The organism is Micromonospora sp. NPDC048887, from assembly GCF_040649715.1.
Taxonomy (GTDB): domain Bacteria; phylum Actinomycetota; class Actinomycetes; order Mycobacteriales; family Micromonosporaceae; genus Micromonospora.
In genome coordinates this window covers 17,086-37,000 of sequence record NZ_JBEZGA010000026.1, presented here as the reverse complement: position 1 = coordinate 37,000, position 19,915 = coordinate 17,086, and the positions used below count along the sequence as shown (strand labels likewise).

The window sequence follows — 19,915 nt, the reverse complement described above, 5'->3', positions numbered from 1 at the left end:
TCTCCTCACGTACGCAGGACCGTCACGGCTCGCAGTCGCAACCCGATGGGCCGGCGGGGTGGACCCCGGTCCCGGCCGGGCAGGTGTGATCGGGGGCCGGTCGGCGCGCCGGCCCCGCGGCGGGGCCGCCACAGCAGGGACATGGCGCCGAGGACGAGGGCGCCGCCCAGCACCGCCAGGCACACGGTGAACACGTGCGTCCCCTCGCGGTGCCCGGGCGAGCCGTCGTCTCCGTGCGCGGCATCGGGAGCGGTGGCGGCGTGGCCGGTGCTCCCGTGTACGGCGCTCGCGTGGGCGGCGTCGAGCCCGGCCGGGTGGCCGAAGGTGTGCATGCCGAACACCCCGAACGTCACGGCGACGAACAGCGCCAGCCGCAGCAGCGGGTGAGCGCGTCCCATCCCATTCCCTCCGCACGTCCGGCCCGGCACCAGCATCTACTACAGGCGCATAGTAGATGGGATATCACAGCGGACGGGCACGGGGCGGGCGAACGCGTCCAAACGCGCTGCCAGGGAACGCCTACGTGACGCGGTAGGCGGTGTAGCGCACCCGGTCGGCCTCCCGGATCGCCGACGCGACGAAGACGCACTGCTCCAGCACGGCCAGCGCGGGCACCGACGTCTCCAGTCGTACGCCCAGGCGGAAGTAGTACTCGGCGGGGTCCACCGCGTCGCCGCGCAACAACGCCTCGAGGACCTCCGGGCGGCCGCTGCGGACGCCGAAGGTACGGAGGTAGACGTGGCCGCCGTCGGCGGTGCGCGCCGAGTAGCGCGTGTCGATCTCGATCGCGCCGTCGGGGCGGACCACCTGCCAGTCCGCGCCGCCGGGCAGGATGTCGGCCTCGAAGAGGCCGGTGACCCGGCCGCCGACGACGGGCACCACGCGCCGGTGGCCCGCGCGGGTCACCCCGTGATCCTCCAGGGCGCCGAGCCGCGCCTCCACCTCGAACGCGGCCTCCAGGCCGGGAACCGGCGGGTCGCTCGCCGGGCCCGGGCCGGCGGGTCGGCGCGTACTCATGGGGTGTCCTTGGTCTGCGCGAGGGCGTCGCGCAGGCGTTCCAACGCGGGCACCGCGGCGGCGAGGGCCGCCCGGTCCGCCGCCGGCAGGGTGGCCGCGGCGCGGGCGACCAGGTCTCCGCTCGCGAGGTCGAAGCGTGCGAACAGGTCGAGGGCCTTCGGGGTGGCCAGGACGTCGACGTGGCGGTGGTTGCCGGGACGGGGGCGGCGCTCGACGAGACCGTTGCCCTCCATCGTGGTGAGCAGGTTGCTCACAGTGGATCGGCTCAGGCGGAGCCGTTCGGCCAGCTCACCGGGGCCGGCCACGGTGCCCCGTGGCAGCGCCCGCACGATCTCGATCTGCGCGTCCGGGATCTCCGGCAGGTGCTCGGCGGCGCGGGCGGCGGCGAGCAGCGTGCGGCGTAGCGGTGAGATCACCGACGCCAGTCGCGCCGCGTCCAGCCCGGTCGGCTCCGGGCCGGTCACGGCAGGACGCCCGAGAAGACCGTCGGCGTCAGGGAGGCCCGTTCGTTGAGGTCGGCGGGCAGGAAGCCGGCCGCCTTCTTGTACCCGGTGGCGATCTCGATCAGCTCCTGCGGCGGGATGACGTCGTGGATGTGCGCGAACCCGTCCGGCGCGCGCTCGCGGGCGAGCACCATCACCTGTTCCGGGCCCTGCCGCCGGTTGCTCAGCACGAGCGCGGTGGTCGCCGGCCGCCGGTCCGCCTCGTAGGCGTCGAGCGCCGCCCGCACCGTCCGCGCGGTGGCGAGGTGAAAGGCGAGGGTACGCGCGTCAAGGATCGCCTGCGACGCCCCGTTGGAACCGTTCGGATACATCGGGTGCGCCGCGTCGCCGAGCAGCGTCGCGTTCCCGTGGGTCCACGCGTCGATCGGGTCACGGTCCACCATGGGGTATTCGAGGATCTCGTCGGCGGCGGCCAGCAGCTCCGGCACGTCGAGCCAGGGGAAGCGCCAGTCCGCGAAGAGCGAGACGACCGGCGCGGGGTCGACCGCCCGGTTCCAGTCCGCGTTCGGCCCGGCGAAACCGGGCCCGCGCCGCTCGGCGACGACGTTGATCAGGCCGGCGCCGATCGGGTACGCGACGAACTTCTGTTCGGCGTCCCCTGCCATGATCATGGTCCGCCCGTCCAGGAATCCGGGCGCCCGTGCCGTCCCCCGCCACAGCGTCAGCCCGTTCCAGAGCGGCGCTCCCTCGGCGGGCTGATGCTGGCGGCGCAGCGCGGAATGGATGCCGTCCGCTCCGACGATCAGGTCACCCGCGACGCTGACCTCCCCCGCCGCCGTCTCGAAGCGCGCGACGCCGTCGCGGACGCCGACGAGCCGGTGTCCGGTACGGACCGCGTCGGCCCCCAGCCGTTCCCGCACCACGGCGAGCAGTTCCATCTGGAACCGGCCACGGTGCACGGAAAGCTGCGGCCAGCGATATCCGGCGTCCAGCCCGCGCGGCTCGCTCCAGATCTGCTGACCGTACCGGTTGTAGTAGGCCAGTGTGCCGGGTGCGGCGCCCAGCCTTTCCACGCGTTCGCCGAGGCCCAATTCGGTCAATTCACGAACGGCGTGCGGGAGCAGATTGATGCCCACGCCGAGCGGATGCAGCGCGGCGGCGCGCTCGTAGACGGTGATCTCACGGAAGCCGGCCCGGTGCAGGCTGAGCGCGGTGGTGAGGCCACCGATACCAGCGCCCACGATCACGATCGCCAAGTCGTCGCCCCCTCCGCCACCGCACCACCAACCGCACAGTTTGGTCACAAAATCGTCGCTCGTCAAGACGCATTCACATCGATGCCGGACCACTCTGATCGCACCGCGATCCGCCTTATCGGAATTCTTGACAATCAATCGTTTCTGCATGACGCTGATCGACGCGGTCGGATGCTTCACCCCGCTGGGCCGGCCCCACTCCCGAGGTTGCACAAAGGCTGCGCACGGAAGGGCTCGTCCATGAAGAAGGCCACCGCCCTCGCTGTTCTCGCCGGCGTCGTGATCGCCCTGACCGGGTGCACGGACTCCGATGCCACCGATCCGTCCCCCGGGGCCAGCGGCGACCTGCGGAAGGTCCGCGTGGCGGCGCTGCCGATCAGCGAGACCGCCGCGCTGTGGGGCGGCATCAAGGCGGGCATCTTCCGGGAGCAGGGGCTCGATGTGGAGGTCGTGCCCGCACAGGGCGGCGCGCAGGCCATCCCGGCCCTGATCAACGGCGACATCGACTTCGCCATCGGTCAGCCGTTCGGCCCGTTCCGCGCCGATCTGCAGAACCTCGGTGTGGTGATCATCGGCAACTACGCGTCGTCATACGCCGACGGCGACGACATCAACGCCGTACTGGCGTCGGCGAAGTCCGGCATCACCCGGCCGGCCCAGCTCGCGGGGCGCAAGGTCTCGGTGAACAGCCTGGGCGCCGCCGGCGACGTCACGATCATGGCGGCGGTCGAGAAGGACGGCGGCGACCCCACCAAGGTCAAGTTCGTCGAGGTGGCCTTCCCGGACGCCCCGGCCCAGCTCGCCGCCGGCAACATCGACGCCGCCTGGGTGACCGAACCGTTCATCACCCAGATGCGCAAGCGCGGTGACGTCCTCGTGGTCGCCCCCTATCAGGCCACGGTGCCAGGTCTCACCACCCTGACCACGATCACGTCGAGCAAGCTGACGGACTCCGACGCCGCGCTGGTAGCCGACTTCTCGGCGGCGATGAAGAAGACGCTCACCTGGGCCAAGGATCCGGCGAACGAGACGGCCCTGCGGCAGGCCATCAAGGACAACCTCGAACTACCGGACGCGGTGGCGGACTCCGTGCGGCTCCCGGCGTTCGGCTGGGAGCTCGACCGGCCCGGCCTGGAGCAACTGGCGACCCTCGCCCAGAAGTACCGCGTCCTCGACCGGCGGCCCGACTTCGACCGCCTCGTCCAGCAGCAGTAGCCGGCCGATGCGCAAGGTCCTGCTGGGTGCCGCCGGCCTGCTGGGGTTCCTCGCCGTCTGGCAACTGCTCCCGACGCTGGGACTCGTCGACCCGCACTACCTGCCGTACGCCACCGACGTGTTCGGGCGGCTGGCCGAGGAGGTCCGCGACCTGGCGTTCTGGCGGCGGATCCGGCTCACCATGACGTCGTGGGCGATCGGACTGACAGTGGCGACGCTCGCCGCGGTGACGTTGGGGACTGTGGTCGGGCTGGTGCCGTTCCTGCGTCGCGCGACGCACACGACAGTCGAGTTCCTGCGGCCGGTGCCGTCGGTCGCGCTGATCCCCCTCGCCGTGCTGATGTTCGGCCTGCAGATGCGCGCCGCGCTCGTCATCATCGTCTACGCGGCGTTCTGGCAGGTGTTCGTGCAGGTCATCTACGGGGTCGCGGACGTCGACACCGTCGCCCGGGACACCGCTCGCAGTTTCGGCCTGACCCGCCTCGAGCGCCTGCGGTATCTCGTCCTTCCGACCGCGCTGCCGTACCTGATGACCGGTCTGCGTCTCGGCGCCGCCGTCGCGCTCATCCTGGCCGTCACCGCGGAGATGGTGATCGGCAACCCCGGTCTCGGGCGCATGATCGAGCTGTCCCGCTCCACCGGGGACGCCGTCGGCCTGTACGGACTCGTCGTGGTCACCGGGCTCCTCGGCCTGCTGGTGAACGTCGTCTTCCGCTTCGCCGAACGCCGCTCGCTGGCCTGGCACCAGTCGGTGCTCGCGGACGGGGCAACCCGGTGACCGCCCTCGGCGCGGGCCGGGCCGGCCGTCGCGGCCTCGGCATCCGGGTCGCCGAGAACGTCCTGTTCGCGGTCGGGCTTCCCGTCGTGGCCGTGGTGCTCTGGGCCGTCTGGTCCACCCGGTCGGCGAACCGGTTCCTCGTCGGCCCCCGTACGCTCCTCGACGCGTTCCGGCAGACCTGGATCGGTCCGGCGTTCGTCGACGACGTGCTGCCGAGCGTGTACCGGCTGCTGATCGGCCTGTTCGCGTCGGTCCTCCTCGGCGTCGCCGCCGGCGTCCTCATCGGCCGGTTCCGCCCGCTACGCGAGATCCTCGAACCGCTACTGGAGTTCTTCCGCGCGATTCCGCCACCCGTGCTGATCCCGGTCGCGATGCTCCTGCTCGGCATCACCGACACCATGAAGGTCGTCGTCATCGTGTCCGGCGCGATCTGGCCGATCCTGCTGAACACGATCGAGGGTGTCCGGGCGACCGACAGCGTGATGCTGGAGACCGCGTACTCGTTCCGGATCTCCCGGTGGGACCGGCTGTGGCTGCTGATCCTCCCGGCGGCGAGCCCGCGCGTCATGACCGGCGTACGCCAGGCGCTCTCGGTGGCCCTGATCCTCATGGTCATCTCGGAGATGTTCGCGTCGTCCGCCGGCCTCGGATACCGGATCGCCTACTTCCAGCGGAACTACCTGATCGCTGAGATGTGGAGCGGCATCCTCCTGCTCGGCCTCATCGGCGTCGTCCTCGCCGTGCTCTTCGGTGTCGCCGAACGCCGCGTCCTGCGTTGGTACCACGGAATGAAGGAGGTCACCCGTGCCTGACGGGAGCCCTCTGCTGCGGGTCGAGCACCTGCGGAAGGTCTACGCCTCCGGCCGGGGCGAGGTCGAGGCGATCGGGGACATCAGCTTCACCATGAGTCCCGGTGAGCTGCTGTGCGTCGTCGGTCCCTCGGGCTGCGGGAAGACCACTCTCCTGAAATGCCTGGCCGGGCTCCTCCGGCCCACCAGCGGCCTGGTCGAGATGGAGGGATCACCGGTGACGGGCCCGAGCCCGGCGATGGCTGTGGTCTTCCAGGAGTACGGCCGCAGCCTCTACCCGTGGCTGACGGTCCGGGGCAACGTGGAGCTTCCGCTTCGCCACAAGAAGCTCTCCCGCGCCGCACGCGGCCGGTTGGTCGCCGACGCCCTCGACGCGGTCGGACTGCCAAGCTCGGCGCGGAGCCACCCGTGGCAGCTCTCCGGCGGGATGCAGCAGCGGGTGGCCATCGCGCGCGCCGTCGCGTACCAGCCGGAAGTGCTGATCATGGACGAGCCGTTCGCCGCGGTCGACGCGCAGACCCGCGCGGACCTGGAGGATCTCGTCCGTGACCTGCACCTGACGCGCGGGATCTCCACCGTCTTCGTGACGCACGACATCGACGAGGCGGTCTATCTGGGCCAGCGCGTGCTCGTCCTGTCGAACTCACCGACCCGGGTGCGGGAGGACCTCGTGATCGACCTCCCACGGGAACGCGACCAGCTCACCACCCGGGCCCTGCCCCGATTCACCGAACTGCGGACCCACGTCTACGAGCAGATCCAGCGGGCCAAGCGCGGGCCGGCCGCGACGCCGCACCCGGCACCGTGACCGCACCTCGCCGGGTCACGTAGCAGGCGTACGGACGCGGGCCGGTGGTCCCGTCCGCACGGGTCCATCGGCCGTGCCCGCATCGATCGTCGCGGATCTATGGTCGAGGCGACGGACCGATGGAGGGCGGAAGCATGATCGAAACCCTGGTGGCGAACGGCCTCACGGCGTTGAGCGGCTACGACTCCTTCGGCCAGGAGCAGATCGACGGGATCGTGAAGAAGGCGTCGGTGGCCGCGCTCGGCCGGCACGCCGAACTCGCGATGCTGGCGGTCGAGGAGACCGGTCGCGGCGTGTTCGAGGACAAGGCGGTGAAGAACATCTTCGCCTGCGAGCACGTCACCAACCACATGGCCGACGTCCGCACCGTCGGGGTGATCGCCCAGGACGACATCACCGGCATCACGCAGATCGCCGAGCCGGTGGGGGTGGTGGCCGCGGTGACGCCGGTGACGAACCCGACCTCGACCACCATCTTCAAGGCGCTGCTGGCCCTCAAGACCCGCAACCCGGTGATCTTCGCCTTCCACCCGGCGGCGCAACGCTGTAGCGCGGAGGCGGCCCGCACGGTGCGCGACGCCGCCGTCGCCGCCGGCGCGCCGGAGCACTGCATCCAGTGGATCGACGAACCGTCGGTGGCCGCGACGAACGAGCTGATGCGCCATCCCGACGTCTCGGTGGTCCTGGCGACAGGTGGCAACGCCATGGTCCGGGCCGCCTACTCCACCGGCAAACCGGCGCTCGGTGTCGGCGCCGGCAACGTCCCCGCGTACGTCGAGGCGTCGGCCGACGTCGCCCGCGCGGTGAACGACGTGGTGCTTTCCAAGGCGTTCGACAACGGCATGATCTGCGCCTCCGAGCAGGCGGTCATCATCGACGACGCGATCCGGCCGGCCGCCCTCGCCGAGTTCCGGCGCCTACACGCCCACATCGCGACGCCGGAGGAGAAGTCGCTGCTGGAGAAGCTGCTCTTCGGCTCCGGGAAGCTCAACCCGGACGTGGTCGGGCAGCCGGTGACCTGGATCGCCGAACACGCCGGCTTCCCGGTCGCCCCGGACGCCTCGATCATCCTGGTCCCGGTCGACCGGGTCGGCCCGGCCGAGCCGCTGACCCGGGAGAAGCTCTGCCCGGTGCTCGCCCTGCTGCCCGCCACCGGTCACGACCAGGCCTTCGGGTACGCCGAGCAGATGGTCGAGTTCGACGGCCTGGGCCACAGCGCCGTCATCCACACGCGGGACGCCGACCTGGCCGAGGCGTACGGCCGCCGGGTCAAGGCCGTCCGGATCATCTGGAACGCGCCGGCCTCGCAGGGCGGCATCGGCGACATGTACAACGCCTTCCTGCCGTCGCTGACGCTGGGCTGCGGAAGCTACGGCCACAACTCGGTGTCGCACAACGTCACGGCGGTCGACCTCATCAACGTCAAGCGGGTCGCCCGGCGGACGAACAACCTGCAGTGGTTCAAGGTTCCGCCGAAGATCTACTTCGAGCCGAACGCGATCCGCTACCTCGCCGACATGCCCGACGTGCACCGGGTCACCGTGGTGACCGACCACACCATGACCAGACTGGGGTACGTGGACCGCGTGCTGTCCGTGCTGCACCGCCGCCGCGAGCAGGTGGCCCTGCAGATCATCGACGACGTCGAGCCGGAGCCGAGCGTGCGCACCGTCGACCGGGGCGCCGAGTCGATGCGCTCGTTCCGGCCGGACACCATCATCGCGCTCGGCGGCGGTTCGGCGATGGACGCCGCCAAGGTGATGTGGCTGCGCTACGAGCACCCCGAGGTGGTCTTCGCCGATCTGCGGGAGAAGTTCTTCGACATCCGCAAGCGCGCCTTCAAGTTCCCCACCCTCGGCGCGCTGGCCCAGCTCGTCTGCATCCCCACCACCTCCGGCACCGGAGCCGAGGTCACCCCGTTCGCGGTCATCACCGACACCGCGTCCGGCAAGAAGTACCCGCTCGCCGACTACGCCCTCACGCCGAGCGTGGCGATCGTCGACCCGATCCTGGCCGCCGACCTGCCGGCGGTGGTCACCGCGGACAGCGGCTTCGACGCGCTCACCCACGCGATCGAGTCGTACGTGTCCGTCTACGCCAACGACTTCACCGACGGTCTGGCCCTGCACGCCGTCCGGCTCATCTTCGGCAACCTCGCCCGGGCCGTCCACCACGGCGCCGCCGACCCGGTGGCCCGCGAGAAGATGCACAACGCCGGCACGATCGCCGGCATGGCGTTCGGCAGCGCCTTCCTCGGCATCGTGCACGCCATGTCGCACACCCTGGGCGCCACCTTCCACGTCGCGCACGGGCGCACCAACGCGATCCTGCTCCCGCACGTCATCCGCTACAACGGCACCGTGCCGAACAAGCTCACCGGCTGGCCCAAGTACGAGACGTACCGCGCGCCGCAACGCTTCGCCGACATCGCCCGTACCCTCGGGCTTCCCGTGACGACCGACGCCGAGGCGGTCGAAGCCCTGGCCACGGCGATCGAGCGACTGCGCGACGAGGTCGGCATCGAGCCGTCGTTCGCAGCGGTCGGCGTGGACGAGCGGGCCTTCCTCGCGGCGCTACCGCAACAGGCGCTGAACGCCTACGAGGACCAGTGCGCGCCGGCCAACCCGCGGATGCCGATGCTCGGCGACATGCAGGAACTGATGCGCGCCGCGTACTACGGACCGGCGGCCGCCGGCTGACCCGCCGGTGACCGCCGCCTCGCTCAGGAGGGAGAGGTCATGAAGGGAACAGTGCTCCAACGGCCCGGACGGTGGCTCACCTGGGGAGCCACCGCGATCGAGGTGGACGCGGCGCTGCCCGGTGACGAGTTCCTCGCCGATCCGGACGTCGTCTCCACCCGGGCGATCACCATCGACGCGCCACCCGAGGCGGTCTGGCCGTGGCTCGTGCAGATGGGCAGCGGTCGCGGCGGCGCCTACACCTACGACTGGATCGAGAACCTGTTCGGGCTCGACATGCACAGCGCCGACGCGATCCTGCCGCAGTTCCAGCAGCTCGCCGGCGGCGACGAACTACCGCTCGGCAAGAACGGGCCGGCCATGCGCGTGGAGATCCTCGACCCGCGCCGGACGCTGGTGTTCCGGTCCGCCGACGGGGCCTGGGTGTGGGGCTTCCACCTGCGACCGGACGGCGCGGGTACCCGGCTGATCAGCCGCAACCGGATCTCCCTGGCGGGGCGTCCGGGACCGGGCCGGGCCGCGTACCGGATGGTGATGGAACCGGGCAGCCTGGTCATGGAGCGCCGGATGCTGCTGGGCATCAAGCAACGCGCGGAAGGGACGTCATGAACGTGCCCGGTCGGCGCGTCGCGGTCGCCATCGAGGGCCGAAGGTCCTTCGGCTTGCGGCCTGCGGCCCCCGGTGGCCGGGCCCGGCTGGGCCTAACCTGGATCCGGACATGACGAGATCAGTGAAAGGAAGCACGGTGACCGCGGTCGAATCCGAAATCCGTACGCTCGCCGAACTCGACGACACCGAACTCGCCCGTCTGGACGCGTGGTGGCGGGCGAACAACTACCTGACCATCGGGCAGATCTACCTGCAGGGCAACCCGTTGCTGCGCGAGCCCCTGGCGGCCGAGCACATCAAGCCGCGCCTGCTCGGCCACTGGGGAACCAGCCCCGGCCTGTCGCTGATCTACGCGCACGTCTCCCGGCTGATCCGGCACACCGGCCAGCAGGCGATCTACCTGGCCGGTCCGGGTCACGGCGGGCCGGCGCTGGTGGCCGCCGGCTATCTGGAGGGCACCTACAGCGAGATCTACCCGGACGTCAGCCAGGACGAGGCCGGGATGCTGCGCCTGTTCCGGCAGTTCTCCAGCCCCGGTGGTATCCCGTCGCACGTGTCGGTGACCACCCCGGGCTCCATTCACGAGGGCGGTGAGCTGGGCTACGTCCTGGTCCACGCGTTCGGCGCGGTCATGGACAACCCGGACCTGCTGGCCATCGCGGTGGTGGGCGACGGTGAGGCCGAGACCGGGCCGCTGGAGGGCTCCTGGAAGGGGGTGTCCTTCCTCAACCCGGAGCGCGACGGCGCGGTCCTGCCGATCCTGCACCTCAACGACGCCAAGATCTCCGGTCCCACCGTCCTGGGACGCAAGGACCCCGAGGAGGTACGCCACCTGCTGCGGGGCCACGGCTACGACGTCATCGAGGTCGAGGGCTCCGACCTGCCCGGCATGCACCACCGCTTCGCCGCCGCCCTCGCCACCGCCTGGACGAGGATCCGCGACATCCAGACCGCCGCCCGGGACGGTTCCTGGGACGGCACCCGCCCGACCTGGCCGCTGATCATCCTGCGGTCGCCGAAGGGCTGGACCGGCCCGGACACCGTCGACGGGGTCACCGTCACCGGGACGTGGCGCTCGCACCAGGTGCCGCTGTCCGGCGTCAAGGACAACCCGGAGCACCTCGCGCTGCTGGAGCGATGGCTCAAGTCGTACCGTCCGGAGGAGTTGTTCGACTCCACCGGCACGCCCGTGTCGCTGATCCGGGACCAGGCCCCCGACGGTGACCTGCGGATGAGCGCCAGCCCGCACGCGAACGGCGGCCTGCTCACCCGGGACCTGGACCTGCCGGACTTCCGTTCCTACGCGATCGAGGTGCCCCAGCCGGCGCAGCAGCGGGCCGAGTCGACGCGCAAGCTGGGCGAGATGATGCGCGACATCTACACGCGCAACGCCGACCGGTTCCGGTTGTTCTGCCCGGACGAGACGAACAGCAACCGCCTCGGCGGCGTCTTCGACGTCTCCGACCGCGCCTTCATGGAGCGGGTGACCCCGGAGGACGTGGCGATCAGCCGCGACGGCCGGGTCATGGAGGTGCTCAGCGAGCACAACTGCCACGGTTGGCTGGAGGGCTACAACCTGACCGGCCGGCACGGCATGTTCGCCACCTACGAGGCGTTCGCCATGGTCAGCGCCTCGCAGACGGTGCAGCACGGCAAGTGGTTGCAGGAGGCCAAGCATCTGCCGTGGCGCGCGAAGGTGCCCAGCCTCAACGTGCTGCTGACCTCGACGGCGTGGCGCAACGACCACAACGGCTTCTCCCACCAGGGGCCGGGCCTGATCCAGGTGGTGCTCACCCAGCGCGGCGACGTGGCCCGGGTCTACCTGCCGCCGGACGCCAACACCCTGCTGTCGGTGGCCGACCACTGCTTCCGGTCGCGGTCGTACATCAACCTGATCGTCATCGACAAGCAGCCGCAGCTGCAGTACCTCAGCATGGACGAGGCGATCGAACACTGCGCCCGCGGCGCGGGGATCTGGGAGTGGGCCGGCACCGACGACGGCACCAGCGACCCCGACATCGTCCTCGCCTGCGCCGGTGACGTCGTCACCATGGAGACGGTCGCGGCGGCACAGATCCTGCGCGACCGGCTGCCCGGTCTGAAGGTGCGCGTCGTCAACGTGGTCAACCTGATGACCCTGGTCCGGCCCAAGGACCACCCGCACGGCATGAGCGAGACCCTGTTCACCGAGCTGTTCACCGATGACGTGGACGTAGTCTTCTCCTTCCACGGCTACCCGGGCGCGATCCACCAGCTCGTCCACGGCCGCCCGGACGCGGACCGGTTCCGCGTGCGCGGCTTCATCGAGCAGGGCACGACCACCACCCCGTTCGACATGACGGTGCGCAACAAGGCGTCGCGCTACCACCTCGTGATGGACGCCATCAACAACGCCAAGCGTCTCCCGCGCGGCGCGGCGGACCTCAAGGCGTGGTGCCGCAGTCAGCTCGACCGCCACGAGGCGTACGTGGTGGAGCACCTGGAGGACATGCCCGAGGTCCGCGACTGGTCCCTCGGCGACTGGGCCGCACGCGGCTGAGTCCGGCGCGGACGGTGGCGCCGGACGGCTGGCGCCACCGTCCTCACGGTGCCGGCGGCGGCACAGTGACCGCCGTCAGAAGACGCGCGTACGGCGCGCGCCGGACGCAAGAACCGCGATCGGGCCGACGGCGCCGTCCCGTCCCGGCTGCCGGGGCTCGCCCGTCAGGTCGACGTCCATGACGGCGGGGCTGCCGTCCGCCTCCTCGAACTCCGCGTCGGCGCAGCGGACCCGTTCCAGGTCCCGGCCGGTGACCACACCGACACGTGCCGCGTCGAACGCGTCGGGGAGATCGGTGACGAGCCAGACCCCGTCACCGTCGTCGACGACCGTCGCCGTCGCAACGCCCAGCACCCGTGGCTCGGGCTCACCCTCGAACGGGCGGGCTCCCGCGGCGTAGGCGTTCGCGCGGGCGTACACCGGTTGTCTCACCTCGACGTACTTCTGCTGGTCGCTCGGCGGCTGGTCGGCGAGGCGGGCCAGGTACTCCTCGAACGACGCGGGATGGCCGTCGTATCCGGCGGTGCCGGCCGTCGGTGGCCCCTCACCCTCCGCACCCGCGCCGTAGGCAGCGCCCGGGTCGCCGCCCAGGAAGAGGTTGCCCACGTACCTGTCGTCGCCGCCGTAGATCACCGCGTACCCGGCGACCTGCGTGCTGTGCGGCAGGTGGTACGGCGTGGCGCGGTCCAGCACCGGCTCCAGCCGCACGGTGCCGCAGATCAGGTTGCAGACGAAGGCGCCGCCCTGGCTGAACAGCTCCAGCGAGGCGGGCGAGCCGAAGATGTTGTGCTCGACCAGGTAGGGGCCGTGGCTGACCTCGACGAAGAGGTCCCGGCAGTTGTCGTGGTAGACGTTGCGCGACAGCCGGGTGCCCTGCGCCTGCCAGTCCAGCCAGGTGCCGAGCGAGCAGCCGTGGATGCGGTTGTGCCGGATCACCACGTCGATGGCGGCGTGCAGCTTGATGCCGGCGATCTCGTACCCGTAGAACTCGCGCTTCACTCCGATGCGGTGGATGTGGTTGTCCTCGATCGTGGAGAACGCACATCCGAGGTGGCCCACAATCGCGTTCTGGCCGCAGTCGTAGATCGTGTTGCGGCGGATCAGGTGCGAGCCGACGTGCTCCCGGTCCCACCCGATCCGGCGGGCTGCGAAGACCGACTCCACCTGGTACTGGTAGCCCGGCTTGTCACCGCGCAGGGCCGAGAAGTTCTGCCCGGTCGATCCCTCCTTCCCGATCGAGATCGCCGCGCACTTGGCGTCGTGGATCACGTTGTCCTCGATGACCCAGCCCTTCGCCCAGCCGGGTCCGATCAGGCCCGGCTGGTCGGCGGTCGGCGGCGCCCACGGGCTGGCCGCGTGCGCCAGCTCGAAGCCGCGGACCGTGATGTAGTCCAGGTGCGGCTGTTCCGGGTAGAAGACGCTGCGGCGTACGTTGATCTCGACCAGCTCCGTGTTCGGGTCGGCGCCCTGGAAGTTGGCCCAGATCGTCGTCCGCTCGCCGACTTCGGCGAACCAGACGAGCCGGGTCCGGTCGGGATCGCCTATCGCATGCGTCACCCGGGTCCAGTCGTCGACGATCTCGGTACGCCGGGGCGGATCGTCGACCTCCGCCCGGCTCCCCACCTCGAAGAAGCTCACGCCGTTCAGGTAGACGTCGCCGAGATGCCGGCGTGGCGCACCATCGCGGTAGACGATCCAGTCGCCGGTCACCTCCTCGGCGAACGGGTTGAACGAGCCGAACAACACGTTGTCGACGACCGCCTGCCACACCGTCCCGCCGAGCGGCTCCCAGCCGGTGACGCGTTCCGATCCCTTGATCACCACGTGCTCGCCGGGCGCCGCCTCGTAGGTGATACGGCGGGAGTCGCTGAGACCGCCGTGGCGTGGCTTCACCCACTCCCGGTACTCCCCCGCGTGCACCACCACCGTGTCACCGGGCTGCGCGACGCCCGCCGCCCGGTTTATCGTCCGGAACGGCCGCTCGGCGCAGCCGTCGGCGGAATCCGAGCCGCTGATCGCCACATGGAACACGGATGTCATCGGGGAGCCCTCCTCGTCGATTGATGGAGATGCCTTCGGCGCGGCGGCCGGCACATCCGCGCCCGTTCACGTCCACACCGGCAGGTCGATGGCGGACGGGCGAGCGCCGTCGTGGGAGATCTCCTGCTGCGCCCGTACCGTGGTGGTCGCGGTGGCGGCGGGTTCGCCGCTGCCGGGATTGCGGGCGTAGCGCGGATGCGCTCCGGAGCTGACCTGGACGGCGACGCGGTGGCCGGGGGCGAAGCTGTGGAACGCCGGCCACAGCGACACGTCCAGCTCGACGAAACCGTCTGCGTCGGGCCGCGGGTCGGTGGCCGCGGTGCCGACGCCGCCGACGCGGCGGATGCCGTCGCACACGCTCATCGAGCGGCCGTCGGGGTGCACGTCGCAGATCCGGACGAAGACGTCCGCGCTGGCTGCCGTCGAGCGGAACCGGACGCGGGCGATCGGCTCCCCGGCGAGGACGACAGCCTGCTCCAGCGGTCGGCTGCGGAAGACCGCCACGTCCGTACGGCGTTCGTGGGCGCTGTTGTCGACCGGCCCGGGGGCCGACCCCAGCCCGGGGCCGCCGAGTGCGGGTGTGGGCCGGTCGGGGTCGTAGGTGTAGCGGGTGCTGCCCCCGGCCGGTATGGCCGGGTCGAGCAGCCCGGACCGGTGCAGGTGCCACCGCCGCACGGAGGTGCCCGGCGGTGGCCACGCGGACAGATCGCGCCACTGCTGCGCGCCGGTGAGGAAGGCACGCACCGGCGCCGGCCGGGCCGCGGGCGCACCGGCGAAGTGTTCCTTGAGGAACGCGATCGACTCGGCGAGAAACGGGCTCTGCTCGCTGGTGTGGCCCCACGGGCCGATGGTCAGCCGGGGCGGGCGACCGGCTGCGGCGAGCCGGGCGTAGTTGCGCAGCTGCCAGGGAAGGAAGATGTCGTACCAGCCGGTGGCCATGTACACGGGCGCGGTGACGTCGGGCACCGACGCGGTGTGCGACTGCCGGGTCCAGTAGTCGTCGGTGAGCTTCTCGTGGGCCAGCCAGTCCTGGTACCAGCCGATCGGGTGGCCCGCCACCGCGGTGTCGCCGCCGGACAGGGGCAGGACGTCGAAGGCTTCGGCCAGCCTCCGGTCCGGCCGCCGCGCGAGCCACGCCCGGACCAGGGTGCCGTGCACGCCCCGCAGGGCCATCCGGCGCGACCAGCCGAGCGAGCCGCCCAGCGAGAACGCGCCGTTGTTCCAGGTGACGGCGCCGAAGTCGGCCATCGTGACGTTCAGGCACAGGGCATCAGGGGCGTTGACGGGATCCTCCCGGCACATCCGGCCCGCCACGGCCCACTGGGTGTAACCGAGGTAGCTCTCGCCGAACGTCGCGACCGTGCCGGTGAACCACCGCTGGCGGCGTACCCACCGGTGGGTGGTCATGCCGTCGCGCTGTTCGTCGAGCTGGGGCCGGAAGGTGCCACCGGAGCCGCCGGTACCGCGGCAGCTCTGCACCAGCACCGTGAACCCCTCGCCGGCGAGCGCCGGCGCGTGTGTGAGCGAGGCGTGCCGGCCGTACGGCGAGCGGACGACGATCGTGGGCAACGGCCGTTCCACCGGGCCGGCCGGCAGGTAGAGGTCGGCGATCAGCTCGACGCCGTCGTCCATCGGCACGCGCAGCCCGCGCCGCACCGTGAAGGCGTACGAGGGCTGCGTGGCCGTGTCGCGACGGGCCTTCCGGCGCCACCCGGCCAGTCGGCGGCGCAGGCTCGTCATCACTCACCCCTTGAACGCGCCTTCCATGATTCCCTGCACCAGCCGGCGTCCGACGAAGACGAACAACACCAGCAGCGGAATGGTGGCCAGGAAGGAGCCGGACATGGCCAGGCCCAGATCGATGTCCCGGTTCTGCTGCAGCGCCTTGATGGCGATCTGGACGGTGTAGTTCTCCGGCGACTTCAGGACGATGAACGGCCACAGGAAGTCGTTCCAGGCGTAGACGAACGCGAACAGACCCAGCACGTACGCCGCTGGGCGGACCAGTGGGAAGGCTATCCGCCAGAAGATCTGCCAGGTGGTCGCGCCGTCCACCCGCGCCGCCTGCATCAGCTCGTCGTCGATGGTGCTGCCGATGTGCTGGCGCATCCAGAAGATGCCGAACGCGCTGACCAGCCCGGGAACGATCACCGCCTGGAGGCTGTCCACCCAGTTCAGCTCCGACATGATCAGGTACTGCGGCACCACCGCGAGCTGCGCCGGCACCGTCATGGTCAGCACGACGATGAGGAACAGCGTGTTGCGGCCCGGGAAGGACAGCTTGGCGAAGGCGAAGCCGGCCAGCGCGCAGAGCACCGCCTGGCCGACGGCGATCGTGGTGGCGACGATGACGCTGTTGAGCAGGGACTGCACGAACGGCACGATGGTGAAGACGAGCTCCGCCAGGCGCAGGAAGTTGCCGCCGGGAGTGAGCGTCGGTGGGAGGGTCGTCGCGGTGGCGGAGTCCGTCGTCGCCACCACGAACATCCAGTAGAGCGGGAAGACGCTGACGAGCGCCATGAGCGTGAGCAGCACGTACACCGGGATCGGGACGCGGTTGGCCTGGCGCCGCCGGGCCCGCGTGGGCGCGGCGGTCGGGGGTGCGGGCTTCATGGGCGCTCCGAACGGATGCGGGTGGTCAGCAGATAGTTGAGTCCGGAGAACACCACCACGATGACGAAGAGGGCGACGCCGACCGCCGCGCCGTAGCCGAAGTGGAACTGTCCGAAGGACTGCTCGTAGAGGTAGAGGGTGACGGTCTGGCACTGCCGTGCCGCCCCGCACGTGAGGCCGCCCACCGGGTTGACCAGCAACGGCTCGGTGAAGACCTGCAACCCGCCGATGGTCGACGTCACGACGGTGAACGCGATGATCGGCCGCAGCGAGGGAATGCTGATGTGCAGGAACTGCTTCCAGCCGTTCGCACCGTCGGCGGCGGCGGCCTCGTACAGTTCCCGGGGAACCGCCTGAAGCGCGGCGAGGTACAGCAGCGTGTTGTATCCGGTCCAGCGCCAGGCGATCATCGTGGCGATCATGACGTGGCTGCCCCACAGCGAGGCGGTGAAGTCGATGTGGTCGAAGCCCAGCAGCCCGAGGAACCAGTTGATCATGCCGTAGTCCCTGTCGAACATCTGGGCGAACACGATGGTCGTGGCCGCCACCGAGGTGACGTAGGGAACGAGCACCGACATCCGGAACAGGGCGGCCAGCCGCAGCCGCGCGTGGTTGAGCAGGTGCGCCAGGCCGAGCGCCAGGAGCAACTGCGGCACCGTCGACAGCACCCAGATGCTGAACGTGTTCCGCAGCGCACCCCAGAAACGCGGGTCGTGCACGAGTTCGGAGAAGTTGTCCAGCCCTACGAAACGGTGCTCGCCGATGGGATCCCAGTCGAACAGCGAGATGTAGAAGGTGAACAGCAACGGGAAGAGACCGAAGATTAGGAACAGCACGAAGAACGGCGAGATGTACGCATACGGCGCCAGGAACTCCCGTACGCCCTGCCGGATCCGCCGGTTGCGAACGGGGCCCCGGATGTCCGGTGGGGCGGTGGCCGGGCCGAGCATGGTGGTCAAAGCGTCACCCTTCCGATGGGCGGCGGCCGGACGGTGCCCGGCCGCCGCGCATCAGCCCTCCGTCATTCGCGTACGGCGTTCTTGACGTTCTTCAGCGCGGTGTCCCAGGCGTTCGCCGGATTCACCTTGCCCTGCTCGACGCTGGTGAGCGTGTTGAGGAACTCGGTGCCGACGGGGCCGTCCTGCGGGCCGAAGTAGAAGGGCTTGATCCCCACCACCGACTGGGTGTAGATCTTGCCGATCGGCGCGTTGCTGAAGAACGGGTCGGTCTTCCCGACCAGCTGCGGATCCGTGTAGACCGACGGCGTGGTGGGCAGCGACCCCTGCATCAGGAAGTGGTCCAGCTGGCCCTTCGGCGACTGCATCTCGGAGATGTAGTTCCACGCCGCCTTCGCGTTCTTGGCGCGCTTGGGGATGGCGAGGAAGCTGCCGCCCCAGTTCCCCGAGCCACCGGGAATGGTGGCGATGTCCCACTTCCCGTTCGTCTCGGGGGCGTTCGTCTTCATCTGGCTGAGCATCCAGGACGGTGAGCACACCACCGCGTAGTCGCCCTTCTTCATCGCCGCGGTCCAGCCGGAGGAGAACGACCCCTGCTTGGCGGAGATGCCCGCGCTGAAGGCCTTCAGCGTCACGTCGAACGCCGCCTTGACCTGCTCGTTGTCGTAGTCGAGCTTGCGGTCGGCGCTGTAGTAGCGCTGGCTGCCCTGGTTGACCGCCTGGAAGAAGACGCTGGTCGGCGTGTTGTCCACGAACGGCTTCCCGGTCTTCTGCACGTACTGCCTACCGACGTTGATGAACTCGTCCCACGTCGGCCAGAGCTTGGCGACCGCCTCCCGGTCGGTGGGCAGGCCGGCCGCCTTGAACAGATCCGTACGGTAGGCCACCGCCAGGCCGCCGACATCAGTCGGCACACCGATGATCTTGTTGTCCTCGGTCGTCGACTGCGCCATCACCCAGTCGAGGTAGTTGCCCTTGATGTCGTTCGCGCCCAGCGTGGTGAGGTCGACGAAGTTGTCCGGGGACTGCATGAACTTCGGCAGGTCGTCGGCCTGGATCAGCACCAGGTCGGGCACCTTGCCACCGGCCAGCGCGGCGGTGAGCGCCTGTGCGGTCTCGGTCGTGGTGCCCACCTCGGTGAGCTTGACGCGCACGTCGGGGTGCGCCTTGGTGTAGACGTCGACGTCGGCCTTCTGGTTGATGTTGGCAAACGACCAGAACTCGAAGGTCTTCGAGTCGGACTTGCCGTCTGATCCCCCACAGCCGGCGAGGAGGAGCGCGATGGCGGCGACGACGGCGACGGTGGTGGTCCGGACGCGTTTCAACGGCCCTCCAACGGGGTGATCGTGAGCGGCGATGGTGGGGTGGCGGGATCTCGCCGCCTCCGAAACTTATCGAGATATTTACATGCCATGATTTTGTGCGCTGAGGCTACTAAGTGCCCCGCCGTCCGTCAACAGGCGCGCTGCCAGCGAGAGCGCCGGACGGCAGGGTGGAATCCTGATCGGCACAGCGCCGAAAGTTTCGGAGCAAGGGGCGTGACTCCGCGCGAAGGACACCGGCGGCCCTCGCCTCCGCTCCCGGACAGCGGCGTCACGCCGACGGCGGCGCCGCGAACGGGAGCACGGAAGTGCGGACGCCGCGGAAGACGCGCGGAGCCGGTCCTCCCACCCGTGGCGGGATCCTGACGAACGGCGCCACCGGACTGCCCCGGAAAGCCGCCGCAGCGCGATGGTCTACCGACTGCGGGTCGCCCGCGTTCGCCGGTCGTCGAGGCGGGCGTCGTCCGCCGCCATCGGCTGGATCAGCACCGGCGCGAGGTGCACGGTGTCGCCGTCCGTGGCGGCGTCGACAATGCCCTGCAGGAACTCGAAGAACTGTGTGGGCGCCCACGGGACGGTACTCAGCTGCGCGGCACTGCTTGCTCGCGCCGTCGATACTCGCTCTGGGCCGGCCCCGGTGTCTGCGCCTCCCGGCCGGATAATCGATCGCCCGGTGTACGCCGACATGCCACGAAGGGCACGTCGCCGCACCCGAACGCGACGGCTACCGACCGCTCCCCCACCCGGCCGGGCTCCGGACCTCATGGCCCGGAGCCCGGCAGGTGGATGGTCGTGCTGAGCGACTGCCGCG

Annotated in this window: 17 protein-coding genes; 7 read left to right on the top strand and 10 right to left on the bottom strand. The window is 70.3% G+C overall.

Translation table 11 applies throughout. The features are described 5' to 3' along the window. Positions 1–5: 5 nt before the first annotated feature. From AB0C17_RS27810 to AB0C17_RS27795, 4 genes are all read right to left on the bottom strand, one after another. Positions 6–398 carry a DUF6153 family protein gene (locus AB0C17_RS27810; RefSeq protein ID WP_357384754.1) on the bottom strand — a complete coding sequence of 131 codons (393 nt, stop codon included), beginning with the start codon at positions 396–398 and terminating at the stop codon, positions 6–8. Between the two features lie 121 nt (positions 399–519). Then, positions 520–1,017 carry a DUF3237 domain-containing protein gene (locus AB0C17_RS27805; protein WP_357472952.1) on the bottom strand — a complete coding sequence of 166 codons (498 nt, stop codon included), beginning with the start codon at positions 1,015–1,017 and terminating at the stop codon, positions 520–522. Beyond that, a complete protein-coding gene (locus tag AB0C17_RS27800) occupies positions 1,014–1,481 on the bottom strand; it encodes a MarR family transcriptional regulator (RefSeq protein ID WP_357472947.1) in 468 nt (155 codons plus the stop codon). The genes AB0C17_RS27805 and AB0C17_RS27800 overlap by 4 nt, the downstream gene beginning before the upstream one ends. Next, positions 1,478–2,896: a flavin-dependent oxidoreductase gene (locus AB0C17_RS27795; protein WP_357472944.1), complete on the bottom strand. Its 1,419-nt coding sequence runs from the start codon at positions 2,894–2,896 to the stop codon at positions 1,478–1,480. Before AB0C17_RS27795 ends, AB0C17_RS27800 begins: the two co-directional genes overlap by 4 nt. 60 nt (positions 2,897–2,956) lie before the next feature. Between AB0C17_RS27795 and AB0C17_RS27790 the strand changes: the two genes are divergently transcribed. The 7 genes from AB0C17_RS27790 to AB0C17_RS27760 all read left to right on the top strand — a co-directional run bounded on the left by AB0C17_RS27790 (position 2,957) and on the right by AB0C17_RS27760 (position 12,173). Continuing rightward, a complete protein-coding gene (locus AB0C17_RS27790) occupies positions 2,957–3,931 on the top strand; it encodes an ABC transporter substrate-binding protein (protein ID WP_357472939.1) in 975 nt (324 codons plus the stop codon). 7 nt (positions 3,932–3,938) lie between these two features. Further along, positions 3,939–4,709, top strand: a complete 771-nt coding sequence (locus tag AB0C17_RS27785) for an ABC transporter permease (protein WP_357384744.1) — start codon at positions 3,939–3,941, stop codon at positions 4,707–4,709. Then, positions 4,706–5,521 carry an ABC transporter permease gene (locus tag AB0C17_RS27780; protein WP_357384742.1) on the top strand — a complete coding sequence of 272 codons (816 nt, stop codon included), beginning with the start codon at positions 4,706–4,708 and terminating at the stop codon, positions 5,519–5,521. The genes AB0C17_RS27785 and AB0C17_RS27780 overlap by 4 nt, the downstream gene beginning before the upstream one ends. After that, positions 5,514–6,326 carry an ABC transporter ATP-binding protein gene (locus tag AB0C17_RS27775; protein ID WP_357384740.1) on the top strand — a complete coding sequence of 271 codons (813 nt, stop codon included), beginning with the start codon at positions 5,514–5,516 and terminating at the stop codon, positions 6,324–6,326. Before AB0C17_RS27780 ends, AB0C17_RS27775 begins: the two co-directional genes overlap by 8 nt. Before the next feature lie 134 nt (positions 6,327–6,460). After that, positions 6,461–9,025, top strand: a complete 2,565-nt coding sequence (gene adhE / locus AB0C17_RS27770; protein WP_357384737.1) for a bifunctional acetaldehyde-CoA/alcohol dehydrogenase — start codon at positions 6,461–6,463, stop codon at positions 9,023–9,025. A gap of 39 nt (positions 9,026–9,064) precedes the next feature. Further along, positions 9,065–9,634 (top strand): SRPBCC family protein, encoded by a 570-nt coding sequence (locus AB0C17_RS27765; protein ID WP_357472936.1) that lies wholly within the window; start codon positions 9,065–9,067, stop codon positions 9,632–9,634. A gap of 136 nt (positions 9,635–9,770) precedes the next feature. Continuing rightward, on the top strand, positions 9,771–12,173 hold the full coding sequence (locus AB0C17_RS27760) for a phosphoketolase family protein (RefSeq protein WP_357384733.1): 2,403 nt from the start codon (positions 9,771–9,773) through the stop codon (positions 12,171–12,173). A 75-nt stretch (positions 12,174–12,248) separates the two neighbouring features. Here AB0C17_RS27760 and AB0C17_RS27755 read toward each other — a convergent pair whose 3' ends face one another. The 6 genes from AB0C17_RS27755 to AB0C17_RS27730 form a co-directional block, all read right to left on the bottom strand. Then, a complete protein-coding gene (locus tag AB0C17_RS27755) occupies positions 12,249–14,213 on the bottom strand; it encodes a right-handed parallel beta-helix repeat-containing protein (protein ID WP_357384731.1) in 1,965 nt (654 codons plus the stop codon). A gap of 66 nt (positions 14,214–14,279) precedes the next feature. Then, complete coding sequence (locus AB0C17_RS27750; protein ID WP_357472933.1) at positions 14,280–15,953, bottom strand: CocE/NonD family hydrolase; 1,674 nt, start codon at positions 15,951–15,953, stop codon at positions 14,280–14,282. A 3-nt stretch (positions 15,954–15,956) separates the two neighbouring features. Beyond that, positions 15,957–16,826 (bottom strand): carbohydrate ABC transporter permease, encoded by an 870-nt coding sequence (locus AB0C17_RS27745; RefSeq protein WP_357472930.1) that lies wholly within the window; start codon positions 16,824–16,826, stop codon positions 15,957–15,959. Beyond that, complete coding sequence (locus AB0C17_RS27740) at positions 16,823–17,776, bottom strand: sugar ABC transporter permease (RefSeq protein ID WP_357473014.1); 954 nt, start codon at positions 17,774–17,776, stop codon at positions 16,823–16,825. Before AB0C17_RS27740 ends, AB0C17_RS27745 begins: the two co-directional genes overlap by 4 nt. Before the next feature lie 71 nt (positions 17,777–17,847). Continuing rightward, positions 17,848–19,107, bottom strand: a complete 1,260-nt coding sequence (locus tag AB0C17_RS27735) for an ABC transporter substrate-binding protein (RefSeq protein ID WP_357472927.1) — start codon at positions 19,105–19,107, stop codon at positions 17,848–17,850. Positions 19,108–19,518: 411 nt separating this feature from the next. Then, on the bottom strand, positions 19,519–19,791 hold the full coding sequence (locus tag AB0C17_RS27730; RefSeq protein ID WP_357472924.1) for a hypothetical protein: 273 nt from the start codon (positions 19,789–19,791) through the stop codon (positions 19,519–19,521). Between the last annotated feature and the right edge of the window lie 124 nt (positions 19,792–19,915).